11 protein-coding genes are annotated in these 17689 nt (G+C 59.8%); 4 read left to right on the top strand and 7 right to left on the bottom strand.

The genetic code is table 11. The features are described from left to right. Positions 1 to 514: 514 nt before the first annotated feature. The 4 genes from TU79_RS23395 to TU79_RS23380 all read right to left on the bottom strand — a co-directional run bounded on the left by TU79_RS23395 (position 515) and on the right by TU79_RS23380 (position 4386). Entirely contained in the window at positions 515 to 1300 is a 786-nt protein-coding gene (locus tag TU79_RS23395) for a sulfite exporter TauE/SafE family protein (protein WP_057010206.1), read from the bottom strand. A gap of 82 nt (positions 1301 to 1382) precedes the next feature. Beyond that, the gene (locus TU79_RS23390; RefSeq protein WP_057010205.1) at positions 1383 to 2162 is read right to left on the bottom strand and encodes a class I SAM-dependent methyltransferase; all 780 of its coding nucleotides are present in this window, start codon (positions 2160 to 2162) and stop codon (positions 1383 to 1385) included. Between the two features lie 217 nt (positions 2163 to 2379). Beyond that, positions 2380 to 3681, bottom strand: coding sequence for an ATP-binding protein (locus TU79_RS23385; protein WP_057010204.1), 1302 nt, complete (start codon positions 3679 to 3681; stop codon positions 2380 to 2382). A 3-nt stretch (positions 3682 to 3684) separates the two neighbouring features. Continuing rightward, positions 3685 to 4386 (bottom strand): response regulator transcription factor, encoded by a 702-nt coding sequence (locus TU79_RS23380; protein ID WP_057010203.1) that lies wholly within the window; start codon positions 4384 to 4386, stop codon positions 3685 to 3687. 164 nt (positions 4387 to 4550) lie between these two features. Between TU79_RS23380 and TU79_RS23375 the strand changes: the two genes are divergently transcribed. The 3 genes from TU79_RS23375 (at position 4551) to TU79_RS23365 (ending at position 9529) form a co-directional block, all read left to right on the top strand. Continuing rightward, positions 4551 to 5693, top strand: a complete 1143-nt coding sequence (locus tag TU79_RS23375) for an efflux RND transporter periplasmic adaptor subunit (RefSeq protein WP_057010202.1) — start codon at positions 4551 to 4553, stop codon at positions 5691 to 5693. Between the two features lie 6 nt (positions 5694 to 5699). Next, positions 5700 to 8798, top strand: a complete 3099-nt coding sequence (locus tag TU79_RS23370) for an efflux RND transporter permease subunit (protein WP_057010201.1) — start codon at positions 5700 to 5702, stop codon at positions 8796 to 8798. Positions 8799 to 8887: 89 nt separating this feature from the next. Next, on the top strand, positions 8888 to 9529 hold the full coding sequence (locus TU79_RS23365; protein ID WP_057010200.1) for a DUF1345 domain-containing protein: 642 nt from the start codon (positions 8888 to 8890) through the stop codon (positions 9527 to 9529). Positions 9530 to 9579: 50 nt separating this feature from the next. Here TU79_RS23365 and TU79_RS23360 read toward each other — a convergent pair whose 3' ends face one another. The 3 genes from TU79_RS23360 to TU79_RS23350 form a co-directional block, all read right to left on the bottom strand. Beyond that, a complete protein-coding gene (locus TU79_RS23360; RefSeq protein WP_057010199.1) occupies positions 9580 to 11337 on the bottom strand; it encodes an autotransporter outer membrane beta-barrel domain-containing protein in 1758 nt (585 codons plus the stop codon). Between the two features lie 769 nt (positions 11338 to 12106). Further along, positions 12107 to 14203 (bottom strand): hypothetical protein, encoded by a 2097-nt coding sequence (locus TU79_RS23355; protein ID WP_231986841.1) that lies wholly within the window; start codon positions 14201 to 14203, stop codon positions 12107 to 12109. 150 nt (positions 14204 to 14353) lie between these two features. Continuing rightward, positions 14354 to 16249: a hypothetical protein gene (locus TU79_RS23350; protein WP_231986842.1), complete on the bottom strand. Its 1896-nt coding sequence runs from the start codon at positions 16247 to 16249 to the stop codon at positions 14354 to 14356. 356 nt (positions 16250 to 16605) lie between these two features. On the opposite strand from TU79_RS23350, the gene TU79_RS23345 reads away from it, so the two are divergent. Next, positions 16606 to 17634: a LacI family DNA-binding transcriptional regulator gene (locus tag TU79_RS23345; RefSeq protein WP_139136783.1), complete on the top strand. Its 1029-nt coding sequence runs from the start codon at positions 16606 to 16608 to the stop codon at positions 17632 to 17634. Positions 17635 to 17689: the final 55 nt, after the last annotated feature.

Genomic DNA, 17689 nt, shown 5'->3' with positions numbered 1-17689 from the left:
GTTCGTAGCCGACGGCCATCAACAGCGAACCGCCGTTTGTGTGGCAGATCGGTAATGGCCCGAAACAAGCCTGAAGCCCTACTGGGTCGAATGCTGAAACCTTTGTGGCGAGCGGGCTTGTTGTGGCGAGCGGGCTTGCCCCGCGTTGGGGTGCGAAGCGCCCCTCATCAAGGAACATGCGGTGTACCTGACACTGCGCGGAGGATGGTTTTGGGGCTGCTGCGCAGCCCAACGCAGGGCAAGCCCGCTCGCCACAGGGAAGTGGTTGCCTGGGCTTACTTCACTCCCACACTTGAAGGGTGTGCAGGTTAGAACGCGAGTTTGTAGCCGACGGCCATCAACAGCGAACCGCCGTTTGTGTGGCAGATCGGCAACGGCCCGAAACAAGCCTGAAGCCCTACCGGGTCGAATGCTGAAACCTTTGTGGCGAGCGGGCTTGTTGTGGCAAGCCCGCTTGCCACAGGGAAGTGGTTGCCTGGGCTTACTTCACTCCCACACTTGAAGGGCGTGCAGGTTAGAACGCGAGTTTGTACCCGACGGCCATCAACATGATTGCCAGGCACGGGCGCAATACGCCGTCCGGGATTCTGCCGGTCATGTGGCTGCCCAGGTAAATGCCCGGCAGCGAGCCCATCAGCAAAAAGCCCAGCAAATGCCAGTCCATGTTGCCCATGCTCGCGTGGCCAAGGCCTGCGACCAGCGTCAGCGGCACGGCATGGGCGATCTCGGTGCCGACCAGACGGCGCGTGGCGAGGAACGGATAGAGAATAAACAGCGCCACCGTGCCCAGGGCGCCGGCGCCAATGGACGTGAGCGCGACCATGGTGCCGAGAATCGCGCCGGTGACCACGGTCAGCCCGTTCAGGTTGCGCGGGCTCATGTGGTAATCATCGCCGGCATGGCGCTGGGCGAAGGCCAACAGGCGTTGCTTGAACAGGATCGCCAGGGCCGTGAGCAGCAGCACCACGCCCAGGGCCTGCTTGATCACCGCGTTCATCGCAGTGGGGTCGGTGTGCAGGCTGGCGAGGAACCACAGGGTCAGCAACACCGCCGGCACGCTGCCCAGGGTGAGCCAGCCGGTGATGGTCCAGTCGATGTTTTTGTTCCGGCTGTGCACCAGCACGCCACCGGACTTGGTGATGGCCGCGTACAACAGGTCGGTGCCCACGGCGGTGGCCGGGTTGATGCCGAACCACAGCAGGATCGGCGTCATCAGCGAGCCCCCGCCGACGCCGGTCATGCCCACGATAAACCCCACGATCAGGCCGGCAACCACAAAACCAATATTTCCCACATCCATTAACGCTACCTGCGGCCTTATAAATTTCTGGCGGCAGGATAGCGATTTTTCTTATAACCACTTATATCAATGTGATCTGACTTTATGCCTTTTGCGCCACTCGGCGACACGCGTACGCCTCGGTTTGGTAGGGAAAGGCGACGGTATCGTGACCTTTCAGCGCGGGATGGGTGTCGATCAGCGTGCGCAATTGTGCGCTCACCCGGGCTTTTTCCGGCGCGGGCAGCGCCGCGATAAAACTCACGGACAGGAAGCGATCGATGATCACCTCCTGTGGACTGCCGACATGGCGATAGGGAAAACACGTCATGTCGGGTGCGGAAAAATACTCACCGGTGAAGGCCTCGCGCCAATGCCCGGTGTGAAAGCGCGGTGTATCGCCTTCGTACGGCGTAATGATTTCGGTGATCGCCGCCACCCAATCCACCGATTCATCGCGCACATTCCACACCAGCCCCAGGCGCCCATCGGGTTTGAGCACACGGTGAATCTCCGCCAGCGCTGCCTGCGTGGAGAACCAGTGAAAGGCCTGGGCGCAGACCACCGCATCGGCACTCGCAGCGGCCAGGGGGATGCTCTCGGCCGTGCCGTTGACCAGCCGCACATCCGGCAGCAGCCTGGCCAACTGCGCGCCCATCTGCGCCACCGGCTCCACCGCGATCAGCTCAGGCGCCAGGGTGCTGACCAGGCGGGTGAACTTGCCCGTGCCGGCGCCCAGGTCGATCACCGTCGACTGCGCATCGATGCGCAAGGTAGCGGCGAGCCAGCCGGTGAGCTGCCTTGGGTAGTCCGGTCGGCCTTGTGCGTAGGTCACCGCCTGAGTCGAGAAACCTTGTTGAGCGGACGTGTGAACACCAGTCATGGTTAATCTCTTTTGGGGTAAAGCGGAGCCACAGTGTGCGCCTCCTCGCTCTTATTTTCTAATGTGTGCATCCAATCGCCGCGCACCTGGGGAGTACCTGCAGCAACCCTGTTGTTCCACTCAATGGAGAACCGCCCTGAACGCAAAAGCCCTGCTCTGCCTGACCGGCCTGCCCGGGCCGATCCAGGCGATTGGCCGCGCGGTGAAGGTGCTGTGATCAACCGACAGTGGGCAACCACACGCGAAAACGCGCGCCGCCCAACGGTGACGCCTCGGCGACCAGGCTGCCGCCCTGGGCTTCCAGGGCGCGCCGGCTGATCGCCAGGCCCAGGCCAAAACCGCCCGTGGCACGGTCACGGCTGCGGTCAAGGCGGTAGAACGGCTCGAAGATGCGTTCACGCTGGTCCCGGGGAATACCGATGCCGTCGTCATCCACGCAGATTTCACAGCCCTCGGCGTCCACCCTGACGCTCACCTGGATGCGCCCATCGCAGTAACGCGTGGCGTTGCGCAGCAGGTTCTGCAGGGCCCGCGCAGTGAGGCGCGGATCGAGGCTGAAGCGCTCCACCGCGCAGTCGAGCGACACGTCGATCACAATCCCGGGGTTTGCCAGTTCATCGTCGATGCTGCCCAGCACGCTGTCGATAAATTCGTCGAGCATCACGTCCACGCGCTCCGGCAATTGCGCCGGATTTTGCAGGCGGCTGTAGGACAGCAGTTCCAGCACCAACTCGTCCAGCTCACGAATATGCGCGACCAGCCCCTGCAGGCGCTCGCGTCCGGCCTGGGGCATGTCTTCGGACAACGCCAGCGCCAGGCCGAAGTCCAGCCGGGTCAAGGGCGTGCGCAGTTCGTGGGAGACGGCGTTGAGCAAGTCGCGCTGCTGGTTGAGCAGGCGCTCGATGTCGCCGGCCATGGTGTCGAACACCGCTGCCAGACCGCCGATGTTGGAACTGGGCGGGATGCGCGTGCGCTCGGACAAGTTGCCCATGCCCAACTGCGCAGCGGTGTTTTTCAGGCGTTCCAGATCACGCCAGTGCGGACGCAGCCACACCAGCAGGCAGGCCAGCAGCGCGGCGCCCACCAGCACGTTCATCGACCAGTACAGCAGGTTGATGTCCAGCGGGTCGTCGGGGATGGAGAGCTTGACCACGAACTGATCGTTGATCGGCGAACTGATTTCCCCCATCCAGCCCCATTCGCCCAGACGGACCACCGGCTTGCCCTGCTCCAGCAGCCGCTCTTCGGCCGGCGTGAAGCTGGCGTCCTTGCGCAGCAGCAGATGCACTTTCTGCGGCGCAAAATCGCGATCCAGTTGTTCGGTGACCTGCGACCAGCGCTCCACGGGCGCACGCTGATACTGCTTGACGATCAGCTTTTGCTGGCCGCGCGACTGCTCGATGTTGTAGTCCAGATAGCGGTGCTCGAACAACAGCACGGTCAGCTTGGGAATCAGATAGATCGCCGCACTGTAGGTGACGATGGTGATGAGGTAGAGGCGCAGCAGGACACGAAACATGGCTCAGCATTCCCACTCGGAGCGGCTGAACAGGTAGCCCTTGCCCCATACGGTCTTGATCTTGCGGGCTTCTCCGGCGTGGTCGTCGAACTTGCGGCGCAGCTTGGAGATGGCCACGTCCACCGAACGGTCGGTGCCGTTGAATTCGATGCCGCGCAAACGCTGCAGGATCTGGTCGCGGCTGAGCACTTCGCCGGCATGGCGCGCCAGCACCACCAGCAGGTTGTATTCACCGCTGGACAATTCAACAGGCTGCTCGCGCCAGCTGACGGTACGTTCCGACAGGTCGATGCACAGGTTGCCCATGGTGATCTGGTCGTTGGCCGCCTGGGGTTCGGATAAACTGCTGCGCCGCAGCAGGGTGCGCACCCGCGCCAGCAACACGCGCGGCTCACAGGGTTTGGTCACATAGTCGTCGGCGCCCATCTCCAGGCCCAGTACCTGGTCGTGGCTGTCGTCGCGGGCGGTAAGCATCAGGATCGGCAGGCCCGCGGAGTCGGCGCGCAGCAGGCGGCACACCTGCAGGCCGTCGAGGCCGGGCAGCATCAGGTCGAGAATCACCAGGTCCGGCGGGTTCAGGCGCGCGCGCTCACGCACCTGATCGCCCCGGCTGAGCACGCTGACCTGATAGCCGTTGCGTTCCAGATAGCTGGCAATCAGCTCGGAGAGCGCGGCGTCGTCTTCCACCAGCAGGATGTTCGGCATCAAGATGTTTCCAAATAGTACGGCTTTGCAGGATTGTGCAAGGATATACGCCCTCGGCCCACAGTGGGCTGCACCTTACATTTATTCACACCCGACCTACACAGCTTTACAGCACCACGGCGCCGGTGACCTTAGGATGCGCCAGTCAATATTGGGATAAGAGCATGTCGAAGAATCTGTTTGCGCCATTCTGCCTGTTGGCACTCACACTGGCGCTGAGCGCGTGTGACAAGTCCACGGCCAAGGCGCCGCAAATGCCCCTGGCCAAAGTGCGCATCGAAACCCTGCAGGCCAAGCCGCTGTCCATCACCAACGAGCTGAGCGGGCGCATCGCCGCGCCGCGCATCGCCGAAGTGCGCGCCCGGGTGGCCGGCGTGGTGCTGCAGCGTGTGTTCAAGGAAGGCCATGACGTGAAACAGGGCGATGTGCTGTTTCGCATCGACCCGGCGCCGTTCAAGGCTGACCTCGACAGCGCCCAGGCCAACCTGAGCAAGGCCGAGGCCAATGCCTTCCAGGCGCGTCTGCAAGCGCAGCGTTATAGCCAACTGGTGGAAGGCAACGCGATCAGCGGCCAGGACTACGACAACGCCCGCGCCGCCGTGCGCCAGACCACCGCCGAGGTCGCCGCACAGAAAGCCGCCGTCGACCGCGCCCGACTGAACCTGGGCTACGCCACCGTCACCGCCCCGATTTCCGGACGCATCGGCCGTGCGCTGGTCACCGAAGGCGCGCTGGTGGGCCAGAACGAAGCCACGCCGCTGGCGACCATCCAGCAACTGGACCCGATTCACGCCGACCTCACCCAGTCCACCCGCGAACTCAATGACCTGCGCCGGGCCTTCCGCGCCGGCAGCCTCAAGCAGGTCGGCCAGGATCAGGCCAGGGCCACCTTGATTCTGGACGACGGCAGCCTGTACCCGCTGCCGGGCAAATTGCTGTTCGCCGAGATCAGCGTCGACCCTGGCACCGGGCAGATCATTCTGCGCAGTGAGTTCCCCAACCCGGACCTCGACCTGCTGCCCGGCAGCTTTGTGCGGGTGCGCTTGGAACAGGCCGTCGACCGCCAGGGCATCAGCGTGCCGCAACGCGCCATCACCCGCGACAGCGCCGGTATCCCGATGGTGCTGCTGCTGGACGCCGAGCAGAAAGTCAGCCAGCAGCCGGTGGAGCTGGGCTCGGTAGTCGGTGATCGCTGGATCGTCAGCAGCGGCCTCAAGCCGGGCGACCGTATCGTCGTCGAAGGCCTGCAACACGCGCGCCCCGGTGAAACAGTTGAAGTCGACGCCAGCCCGCTCGTGAAGGAATAACCCGCCATGCCGCAGTTCTTTATCGACCGCCCGGTGTTCGCCTGGGTGGTGGCCCTGTTTATCCTGCTGGCCGGTGCGCTGGCCATCCCGCAGTTGCCGGTGGCCCAGTACCCTGACGTCGCGCCGCCGAAAGTGGAAATCTACGCGGTGTACCCGGGCGCCTCGGCCCAGACCCTGGACCAGAGTGTGGTCAGCCTGATCGAGCAGGAGCTCAACGGCACCGACCACCTGCTGTATTTCGAATCCCAGAGCAGTCTGGGGTCGGCCACCATTACCGCCACCTTTCAGCCGGGCACCAACCCGGAGATGGCCCAGGTGGATGTGCAAAACCGCCTCAAAGCGGTGGAGCCGCGCCTGCCCCAGGCCGTCACCCAGCAAGGCCTGCAGGTGCAGAAAGTCTCCGCCGGCTTCCTGCTGCTGGTGACCCTGACCTCCAATGACGGCAAGCTCGATGACACCGCGCTCAGCGATTACCTGGCGCGCAACGTGATGAACGAGCTCAAGCGCCTGGATGGCGTGGGCAAGGCGCAGCTGTATGGCTCCGAACGAGCGATGCGCATCTGGATCGACCCGCAGAAACTGATCGGCTTCAACCTCACGCCGGCCGACGTGAACGCCGCGATTGCCGCGCAGAACGCCCAGGTTGCCCCCGGCAGCATCGGCGACCTGCCGGGCACCAATACCCAGGAAATCACCGCAGCGATTCTGGTCAAGGGCCAGCTGTCGACACCGCAGGAATTCGCCGACATCGTGCTCAAGGCCAACCCGGACGGTTCCACCGTACGTGTCGGCGATGTGGCGCGGGTGGAAGTCGGCAGCCAGGAATACCAGTTCTCCACGCGCCTGAACGGCAAGCCGTCCACTGCCGTGAGCGTGCAACTCTCGCCGGGCGCCAACTCGTTGAACACCGCGACGCTGGTGCGCGCAAAGATGGATGAGCTGTCGCGCTATTTCCCGGCCAATGTGGAATACAAGATCCCGTACGACACCTCGCCGTTCGTCAAGGTCTCGATCACCAAAGTGGTCTACACCCTGCTCGAAGCCATGGCCCTGGTCTTCGCGGTGATGTTTCTGTTCCTGCAGAACGTGCGCTACACGCTGATCCCCACCCTGGTGGTGCCGATTGCCTTGATGGGCACCTTCGCCACCATGCTGGTGCTCGGCTTCTCGATCAACGTGCTGACCATGTTCGGCATGGTGCTGGCGATTGGCATCCTGGTGGACGATGCCATTGTGGTGGTGGAAAACGTCGAGCGCATCATGGTCACCGAAGGCCTGTCGCCCAAGGACGCGACAAAAAAAGCCATGGGCCAGATCACCGGCGCCATCATCGGCATCACTCTGGTGCTGGTGGCGGTGTTCCTGCCGATGGCCTTCATGAAAGGCTCGGTGGGGGTGATCTACCAGCAATTCTCGCTGTCGATGGCCACCTCGATCCTGTTCTCGGCGTTCCTGGCCCTGACCTTGACCCCGGCCCTCTGCGCCACCTTGCTCAAACCGATCGCCAAGGGCGAGCACCATGCCAAGGGCGGTTTCTTCGGCTGGTTCAATAAACGTTTTGAACAACTCACCGACCGCTACGAGGGCTGGGTGACCTATGCGCTCAAGCGCAGCGGGCGTTACCTGCTGATCTATCTGGTGTTGCTGGTGGGCCTGGGCTGGATGTTCTCCCGCCTGCCCTCCTCGTTCCTGCCGGTGGAGGACCAGGGCTACACCATCACCGACATCCAACTGCCGCCGGGCGCGAGCAAGAACCGCACGGTGCAGGTGGCCGAGCAGATCGAGGCACACAACGCCACCGAGACCGGCGTGGGCGATACCACCATGATCATGGGCTTCAGCTTCTCCGGCTCGGGGCAGAACGCGGCATTGGCATTTACCACGCTCAAGGATTGGTCGGACCGCGGCGCCGACGCCTCCGCAGAATCAATTGCCAACCGTGCCAACGCCGCCTTTGGCGGCCTCAAGGACGCGATTGCCTTCGCGGTGCTGCCGCCGCCGGTTGACGGCCTGGGTACCTCCAGTGGTTTCGAGTTTCGTCTGCAGGACCGTGGCGGCGTCGGCCACGCAGCGTTGATGGCGGCGCGTACCGACCTGCTCAATGCGGCGGCAAAAAGCCCGATCCTGGCCAACGTGCGTGAAAGTGCCCTGGCCGAGGCTCCGCAGGTGCAGTTGGAAGTGGACCGCAAGCAGGCCAACGCGCTGGGGGTGTCGTTTGCCGATGTCGGTAATGTGCTGTCCTCGGCGATTGGTTCGGCCTATGTCAACGATTTCCCCAACCAGGGCCGCATGCAGCGGGTGGTGGTGCAGGCCGAAGGCGATCAGCGCAGCCAGGTGGCGGACTTGATGAAAATCAACGTGCGCAACAAGGATGGCAAGATGGTGCCGTTGTCGGCGTTTGTCGAAGCCCGGTGGACCCAGGGCCCGGCGCAATTGACCCGCTACAACGGTTACCCCGCTATCGCGATCACCGGCGAAGCCGCACCGGGGCACAGCACCGGCGAGGCCATGGCGGAAATCCAGCGGCTGGTCAGCCAGTTGCCCGCCGGACTGGGCCAGGAATGGACCGGCCTGTCGTTGCAGGAGCGCTTGTCCGGCTCCCAGGCCCCGATCCTGCTGGGCTTGTCGCTGCTGATCGTGTTCCTGTGCCTGGCAGCCTTGTATGAAAGCTGGTCGATTCCGACCTCGGTGCTGCTGGTGGTGCCGCTGGGCGTGCTCGGCGCGGTGCTGGCGGTGACCTTGCGCGGCATGCCCAACGATGTGTTCTTCAAGGTTGGCCTGATCACCATCATCGGCCTGTCGGCAAAGAACGCGATTCTGATCATCGAATTCGCCAAGGATTTGTATGACCAGGGCGAAGACCTGATCAGCGCGACGCTCAAGGCCGCACGGCTGAGGTTGCGGCCGATCATCATGACTTCGCTGGCGTTCATCCTCGGCGTGGTGCCGCTGGCAATCGCCACCGGCGCCAGTTCGGCGAGCCAGCAGGCGATTGGTACCGGCGTTATCGGCGGGATGATCACGGCGACACTGGCGGTGGTGTTTGTGCCGGTGTTCTTTGTGGTGGTGATGAAGCTGGTGCGCAAGCGACACAAGCAAGACTGATCGACACCACAGCGTTCACTTGTTCGAGTTCATGATCAAGTGCAACCGAATAGGCTAAGGTGCTCTCAACTACCCAGTTGTGAGCACCCATGGCCTTCCTTGCCCGCACCCACCCTCGCCTCTCCTGCGCCGCCGTCCTTGGCGTTGCCGTCGGCATCCTGGCTCCGGCCGATACGTTTATCGGCAAAATCCTGATCGGCTGGAACGCCGGCGTCTGGACCTATCTGCTGCTGATGCTGTGGCTGACCAGCCGCTCGCGCGCCGAGGACGTAAAACGCATCGCCGAAATTGAAGACGAGAACGCCGGGTTGGTGCTGTTCATGGTGTGCATCGCTGCGATTGCCAGCCTCGCCACCATTACCCTGAATCTGGTGGGCATCAAGGATCTGGACAGCACCGCGCGCCTGGTGCACTACGGTTTTACCGGCATGACGGTGATCGGTTCGTGGCTACTGATCGGGGTGATTTTCAGCGTGCATTACGCCCGTCTTTTTTACACCTGGGAGGGCGACGAGCCGGCGCTGCGCTTTGCCGAAGGCTTGCGTACCCCCAATTACTGGGACTTTCTGTATTTCTCGTTCACCATCGGCGTGGCGGTGCAGACCTCGGATGTGGGCGTGGCCACGCGCAGCCTGCGCAAGGTGGTGCTGGGACAATCGCTGATCGGCTTTCTGTTCAATACGGCGATTCTGGGTTTTTCGATCAATATTGCTGCAGGGTTGTTCGGTTAAAACGCAAAAAGGGGAAGCCTGAGCTTCCCCTTTTTGCAGGCGTGAGCCCCTTAGAACGCGTACTGCACACCTACCGTGGCGCCCCACGGCTGGTCATAGGCCTTGCCTTTCATGTGAGTGGCTTCAGCATGCACACTCAGGCTTGGCGACAACGAAACAGCCATGCCGCCTGCGACCTCGTAACTGCCGCCGGACAGGTTGTTCTTGAAGGCCTGGTCGTTGATGTAGACCTTGTTGTCCGGGCTGAAATCACGTGCTACCGCCGCACGCAGGTACGGCTGCAGAATGCCGCCGCTGTCGAGCTGGATGTTTTTACCGGCGGTCATGCCCACCTTGCCGATCGCCGAAGTGGCACGATCGCTCTTCGCCTTCAGACCGTTGTCCATGGTGTAGTTCGAACCGCCAATGGCGGCGACGGACAACTGCGCGAAGGGTTCAAGATACAAACCATCGTCATCGAGCTTGATATTCTTGCCGACTTCAACCGATGCACTGACCGCGTCCTGCGAGTATTTGCCTTTGGCGCGCTGACCGTCACTCATGTTGACCTGGCTCTGGCCGTTCAGTCGGTTGACCTTGGCGGTCAGGTCCACATACACCCCGCTCTCGTCATCCCGAAAAATGCCATAGAGACCGGCGTAGTAGCTGTTGACCATACCGCTGCTGCCGCGACTCAGGCCCAGGTTTGAGTTGCTGTAACCGCCCATCACACCCAGTGTCCACAGCTCATCCATCGCCCAGTCCGCACCCAGGCTCAGGCCTGCCTGATTCTGCGAGTAGCCGACGCCATTGCTGTTGGCTGCCACGTCAATCTTGTTGCCGTAACCGCGCATCCACAGACCTTGGCTCTTGCCTTCACCGAAGCGGACTTCCCCCATGCGCGTGCGCAGGATGCTCTCCTCGCCGCGCAGTACCACCGGCGCCGCGTTGGCAAGCGCCAGTACGGCCTTGGCGCTGGTACTGGTGCCTCTCTTCTCGACGTCCAGGAACCAGTCGGTGCCTTCCTGTTTGAGCCCGTATTCGAAAGCGCCGACATCGACGGTATCGCCCACCAGGCCGAACGTGGCACCGCCACTTTCGGTGTGCACCACCTTGATCGCGTTGCCGGTGGCCAATTCCGAGCCACTGGCACCCACCAGCAGTTGGTGATTACCTTCGGCATTGCCGTTGACATTCAACAGGTCGGTATCGCCGGTGTTGAAGTTGGTGTGCATCTTGAAGGTGCCGTTACCGGTCAGGCTGTTGGTGTTCAACTGGACGTATTGCGCGGGGGCGCCAAACACCACATTACCGCCCCCCATTTTCAGCGCACCGACCTGGCTGTCACCCACCAGCACCCACTGGGCATTGCTGTTGACATCCAGTTGCTTGACGTTGAACAGCTGGCCGGTCAGCGAGGCGTTATTGTTGAGTTGCACAGTGCCCGTACTGCCAGCGCCAATGCGCACATCACCGAACAGGCTGCTGTTGTCGACGTTCATGTTGGCGGTGGAGTTATTGGCTACCTGAAGCAGATTACCATTGCCGCTGAGCAGGTTCGAACCGTTAAGCACTTGAATATCGGCATGGGTTCTATTGGTAGCGGCCGGGTTCACCAGAATGGCGGCGCCAGTTTTGCCCTGGACCACGGAATTATCGAGTATCAAGGAGTTGGTATGGGTCAGGGTGGCGTCGTTGCGCATGTTGACGCCATTGACGCCGCCGATGATACGGCTGTTGTTCCTTGCCGTGGCGTCGGAGTTGAACAGCACCAAGCCAGTACCCGTCGCGAGCGTGGCTTCGACACGCGCATTATCCAGGCTCACCACACCGTAGCCTGCGGACGAAATACCACGAGTCGCGGCGATAACACTGCTGTCTTTTATCGTCACCGATGAACCATCTGTTCCGCCTGCGGTTCGGGTAGCAGACACACCCCAGCCGGAGGTACTCGTCACCGTACTGTTATTGATCACCGATAGACTGCTGTTATTGGTCACCAGAATGGCTTGATTTGGCGCGTTGCGAGAAATGACCTGCGAGCCATCAATCAGAACAGTCGATTGCAGCGCTGCACTGATATCCTGTGTCGTGCCGCCTGCATCTACAGTCAGCCCTGCACTATTCATTACAACATAATGGATGGCAGTGCCATGGACATTCAAGCTCGAATTTGGATTCAGCAAATAATTATCAGGCGGAGTACCGCTCGATACCGAAGCACCAGTAAGTGTTACTATAACTTGCGCGTGGGCATTGGGCGCAGCCATTAGCAATAAAGCGATGGCTGGGGCCGTCAACGCAATGCTCAAGGGTGTGCGTTTGAAATTAAATACTGCCGACATATAGTGGACCTCTAGTTCCTGCGCGAAACGATAGGGAGGGTCCTAAAACACGGGCGACCACCCCATCAAGCGGTGCAATAATTGAACAGCACAAACCTAAAATCTGTAGGAAAGCTCCGAATAAATCACATCAAATAGGCACCCTGTTACGTAGGGAGCAGCGCCCCCACCATAGCCGAGGCATCATTAATCATGTAAACGGAGCAACCAAAGAGGGGGATGCCCTCTTTGGTATTTTCATGGGCTCTTGACCCTAAACAGGCACATACCCACCGGCACAATAGCTGCTGTTGCGAGTGGCACTTCTGTAGCCTCGAACTTTATAGTAAGCGGGAACAGAGGGTACCGATTGCCCCGAATACTGCGTGTTGGTAGTAACGGTTGCCGAACCCACCGACAACAATGCTTTACTCGCGTTGATCGGGTTATACAAGAGCGCAGAACTCACATTAAAGTCCACCTCGAACCCATTGCGGCCCGCAACATTATCAGGCACTTTGAATGTTCGAGTTTCATTGATCACTGCCGGCGGAGTATTGGTGTTATTTTGGAATCCCATGTACGTCACTTCGACCTCTTGCCCTCCCTCCAGATAATCCGATCCGGGAATATGTATAATCAGACTCCCGGTATTAATCGGCCTCAGGCTATCACAGGTGAGTGTACCGGTATTATTGAGCACCCTGGGCGCAGCCATTTTCAGGATAACGGAATCAACCGTGACAATTGCCTCTGCCGAGGACTGCGTATTTTCACTCTCAGGCGAACTGAGGGTATACCGCACCACCTGCACAGGACCACCCGCCGCTCTGATAACAGAAAAGGGAATAATGAACTCGATAAACCCACTCGGTGGAACAACTTTCACCTCCTGAGCCGGCAGAGAAATATTGCCATACTGCAACGTAATCGTGAAAGGCGCCGCGTCTACAGGCAGCTCAGGCTCTGTCCACAATTCAATAAGTGCTCTGGCAGGTTTATTAGCATCATCTGCTTCCAGATGATTGTCAGGCCCAAATAGGCCATTGTCGCGTATTGCATTGATCACGGGCGCCTTGAGGTGGGTATTGATCGTACCGGGCGGCGTGATATCAGGGCCGGGCACAGACAGGTCCAGATCAAATGGCGTGCTTAACGGCACTTGTGGATAAGTGTTCGTCCCGCGTTTTATGGAATAGGACGCTGTCACTCCCAGCCTTTTTCTTGGCGGTGTTCGAGTCCCGTAAAGCGTCTCCACCTCAGCGACGGTGAACTTAATCCCCAGCGGAAGATTATTATTGCCCAAGGGCACGGTCTTCTTGACCGTGCCGACAGACGAGACCAGTTCGATTTCAATCTCATCCGTGCCGCGCAGGGCATTCAGATAGGCCGGAATCACCACCCTCAAACCGTCGATAACTGCCACATCCTTAATATCAATCAGACCATCACCGGGGACAGCCCCCTCGACCCCTGGCGCAAGGAAGTCTTGTGGCAGAGGCTCCTCGGTCAAGTCTTCAAGGTCCAGGCTGTAGGATATTTCGGAAGGGTTCCCGGCAACATCGGATATGACATAGCGGATTGTGTAATTGCCCTTCTTTTCAGCCTCGACCACTCGCAATGGCAGCGGAATGGAAGGCGGCACCGCTGGATCCAATCGATATTTGGTATCCGTGCTGGGGGGAGGACCATATACGTAAGGCCGATCGGAAGAGCCAAAAAACATTTCAACAGTATCGTCCGGCGCCAAGCCTTCCAATACGCTGTAAGGAATCGGCAGATATACCGTTTGGTCTTGCTGGCTGGCTATATAAGCGCGGTCCAGAGGTCCCGTGATACCCGGCATTGGTGCAGGAGGCTTGACGCGGGGCCCGTCGTAGGGCGACGTCTCGTCGACCACCAATAGTTGCGCGACCGAATAGTTTGAGACGTTCGTGTCCGGGAATTTTACTTGGTACCTGACCAGATACAGCCCAGGAGAGCGATAACCCTGTGGTATGGGCAGCGGAATAGGGTCAGGCTGATTCGCCAGACGAAGTTGAAACTTGAAGGCATAGCTAGCAAAGTAGTTATCTTCGAGCTCGATGGGTGTCTGGGGCTTACTGGGGTCCTCTGGCAGCAGGGTTCGCAGATCGGTGTAAGGGGCAATTTCGACGTTGATTATATCAGGGTTGGTTATATCTAAACTGGCGCCGTCATACAGGGGCACATTAAAGTTGGTCAGCAGCTTTTTGGAGCCCGTGCGCGTCAACAACCCCACGTAACCAGGCACCTCATCTTCAAACGCCCCTATATCATATCGTTCAGTTGGGTAATCGGTAGTAAGCTTCGGGACGAAACTATCTATGATTTCTCTGTTTGTAGGTTCCATTATTCTGCTCCGACGGTTGATCCTTGAACATCACGACATACACTGCTGATTGATAAGCATCGTGTATCAATCACGCACCCTTTAATATTTACACGCAACGCATACACCACGTAGGCTGAAACAACGGCAGACGAATCAACAACGCACACCTTAGCTGCACACCACGCCACGCGGTGTGCAATAACAACCCGTTGAATACGTCAGATCGATCCGCACGTACGCTAGCGATGACTCACCCACCTTCACGCCACCACGCCATACCTCATAACTGCCGGTGGCGGATTTGAATTGACGCAGTGGATACAGTACTGCGTCGTAGTCGTTCATTACGAATATCGCCCCTGCCGCTGTATTATTGGCCGCTTCCCATTGCAGCGACTGCTCGAATACCACATTCTTGTTTCGAGTATTCCAATTGTTCTCGTTGAACCCCTGCCATTTAAATTTCACGATGTCATCCACGCGAATATTGGCATTCGCCGCTACCAACCAGCGCACGCCATCCGCCAGCATTGACCACTCCACGCCATTCACCGGTTTGGTTTGCGAACGACAGGTTAAATAACCATTAGTGAGGGTGTGTTGTATCACCGGGACGGGCAACGGCAGGAACTTGGTATTGAGGGTTGTCACAGGGGAACGTTGTTCGTTAACGCCGTTACTGGTGATGTAATGCACCATATGAGCCGTCAGTGCGAGGCCATCGAGCACGGTCGCCGGCACATTGGGAAAGTTCACCCAAGTACCGGCGACATCACCCGCCTTCACCGAATAAGTGGCTACCGGGCCTATGCTATTCCAGAACAGGTGCAGCACATCACCTGGCTGCGGCGTGCTGAACAACCGCACACGCACACGAATGGGATTGCCTCGGTCTGCATCAACCAGCAGGTTGGTGCCGGTGCTGCCCTCGACTTCCACTGGGGCCAATGTCGAGTTCAGCAGCGCGGGAGCGTTGAGATGATCCTGACCGGCAATCGTCAGGTTGACATTGACCGCCAGAAGCGCGGACATCGTCGGCGAAGGGTTGAGGCCCATCAATTCGTAACTTACCTGCACGGTCTGCGCAGCCAAAACCGCGTTATTACCTCGCAGAACAGGCCAGGGAATTTCAACCTCGAAGGGGATCTTTTTCACCGCCTGGGCAGGGATCGGACGACCATCCCAGTACACGATAACTTGATGCCCGGCGGATGCCGACCAACCGGGATAATCAATACGCACGAACACGCCCGCGCGCGCATCATCGCGCTTGATCAATTGATCGTCGTAGGCCGGAGGACGAATGCTCGGAGCCGGCAAACCTCCACCTATGACAAAGGGCAAGCCCATGCTCAAATCACTGTAATTGCCAGTCGCGTCGAAAATCCGAAAAAACGCATACGCAGGGCCACTGTTCAGACGGCGAAAGGCGTCGGAATCCAGCGTAACCGTACGTGGGACAGTACCGAAATCCACCGGTGACTCCCCATCCGCCGGGGTATTGGGAGGGGTTGGCGAATTGGATAGATAGATCTCGACCCGGTCACCCGGAGCCTCGATGTTATAGGTCGGAAGCTTGAAGACCGTAGGTTGATGATCGAGCATGTATTGATCATCCAGCACCGGTGCGGGAGGCACCTGAAACGCCAGTATGTCGTTTGGGCTCAGCAGCATCGGCCGCTCAAGATCAATGGTGATCGTTACTTTGGGATCGCTGAAAGTCGTGCCGCCCTCGCTGCGAACGGTGTAGTAAAGGTGCGCGACCCGCGAGCGGCTGCGCAGGTGGACCAGGCTGATTTCACGCTCGTAAAAGTCAGGCACCGCTGGTGGTGGCACCCCCACGGTAAAGGTGTCGAGCAGCCTGGGGCCATCGTCGCTCTCCCACCAGACTTCGCAGGTGTGCTCTTTGTCGGAAGGGTCGCTCGGCTCGGGTTGCCAGGAGGGAATCTGCAATTTCAGTGGCGCCAGCAGCAAGCTCTGCGCAACGACACCTCTGCCGTCCGACGTGTCGACCCCCGGCACCGTCAAGGGATCCAATCCAATTGCAATCGTGGCGCTCTTCAAGGTTATTCCGGAATGACGGGAATAGGGTTTTGGGATAGTTGTCATGTTCCGGCCTCAAGATTGATTTCTTTCAGCGCATCAGGACAGCCATCCTTCCCGTGTGCCGTAGGAAAATTAAACGCTCAAAGCTGATGGCCGGATACTGTCATAACTAACAGGTGGCCCTGTCCATTCGTCGGGTTATTCAGGTGTGATGCACCAGGCTTTTTCTTAAATAGTGCTTGACGAAACAGCTTGCCTGGCATTTTATGAAACCGGTTTCAGCCGACCTGTGCGAGCGGTTCAACCACACTTCCAATAAGAAAGGCCCGTCTACTGTGACTCCATTTTCCGCCGCCCAGCGCAGCCGCGTGAGCATGCTCGATGTCGCCGAACACGCAGGCGTCTCCAAAGCCAGCGTTTCACGCTTTATCGGTGACGGCCGCGCTCTGCTCTCCGATGCCATAGCCCTGCGCATCGAACAGGCCATCAGCGAACTCGGCTACCGCCCCAACCAGATGGCGCGCGGTTTGAAACGCGGCCGCACGCGGCTGATCGGCATGCTGGTAGCCGATATTCGCAACCCCTATTCCATTGCCGTGATGCACGGCGTCGAGACGGCCTGCCGCCAGCACGGCTACAGCCTGGTGGTGTGCAACACCGACCGTTGCGACGAACAGGAGCGCCAGCATCTGGCCGCGCTGCGCTCATACAACATCGAGGGGTTGATCCTGAACACCCTTGGCCATCACCTTGATCAGTTGCTGGAACTGCAACAGGAAATGCCGCTGGTACTGGTGGACCGCAGGGTCGAGCCGCTGCACAGCGACCTGGTGGGTCTGGACAACCCGGCAGCGGTACGCATGGCACTGGAGCATCTGGAACAGCAGGGTTATCGCGACGTATTGCTGGTGAGCGAAGCCGCCGACGGCACCAGTTCACGCCAGGAGCGCCTGGACAGTTTCCATGCCGAAATCGCGCGGCGCCCGGTATTGACCGGCTCGGTGCTGGAACTGGACGCTGACTTGCACAGCCCTTTACAAACGTTTCTCGACAAGCCCGGCCCCAAGGCGGTGTTCTGCGCCAATGGCATCGCGGCATTGGCCTGCACCCGCGCACTCAAAGCCCTGGGGTGCACACTGTTTGACGACGTGGGGCTGATCGCTCTGGATGACCTGGACTGGTACCCGTTGGTGGGCAACGGCATCACCGCCCTCGCACAGCCCACCGAGGCGATTGGCGCCAGTGCCTTCGACTGCCTGCTCAAACGCCTGCGCGGTGATGACGCGCCGACGCGCACCCTGGATTTTTTGCCGGAACTGATTATCCGAGGCTCCACCACAATTACCTGTGGGCGCCGGCTTGCCCGCGATGAGGGTTTATCAGACGAAGCAGTAGTCGACTGACCCACCGCTATCGCAGGCAAGCCAGCGCCCACGTTTGTTTTTGCGTATAAAAATG

The organism is Pseudomonas trivialis, from assembly GCF_001439805.1.
Classification (GTDB): domain Bacteria; phylum Pseudomonadota; class Gammaproteobacteria; order Pseudomonadales; family Pseudomonadaceae; genus Aquipseudomonas; species Aquipseudomonas trivialis.
The sequence above is the reverse complement of the archived record's forward strand: the minus strand, read 5'-3'. Positions and strand labels throughout refer to the sequence as shown.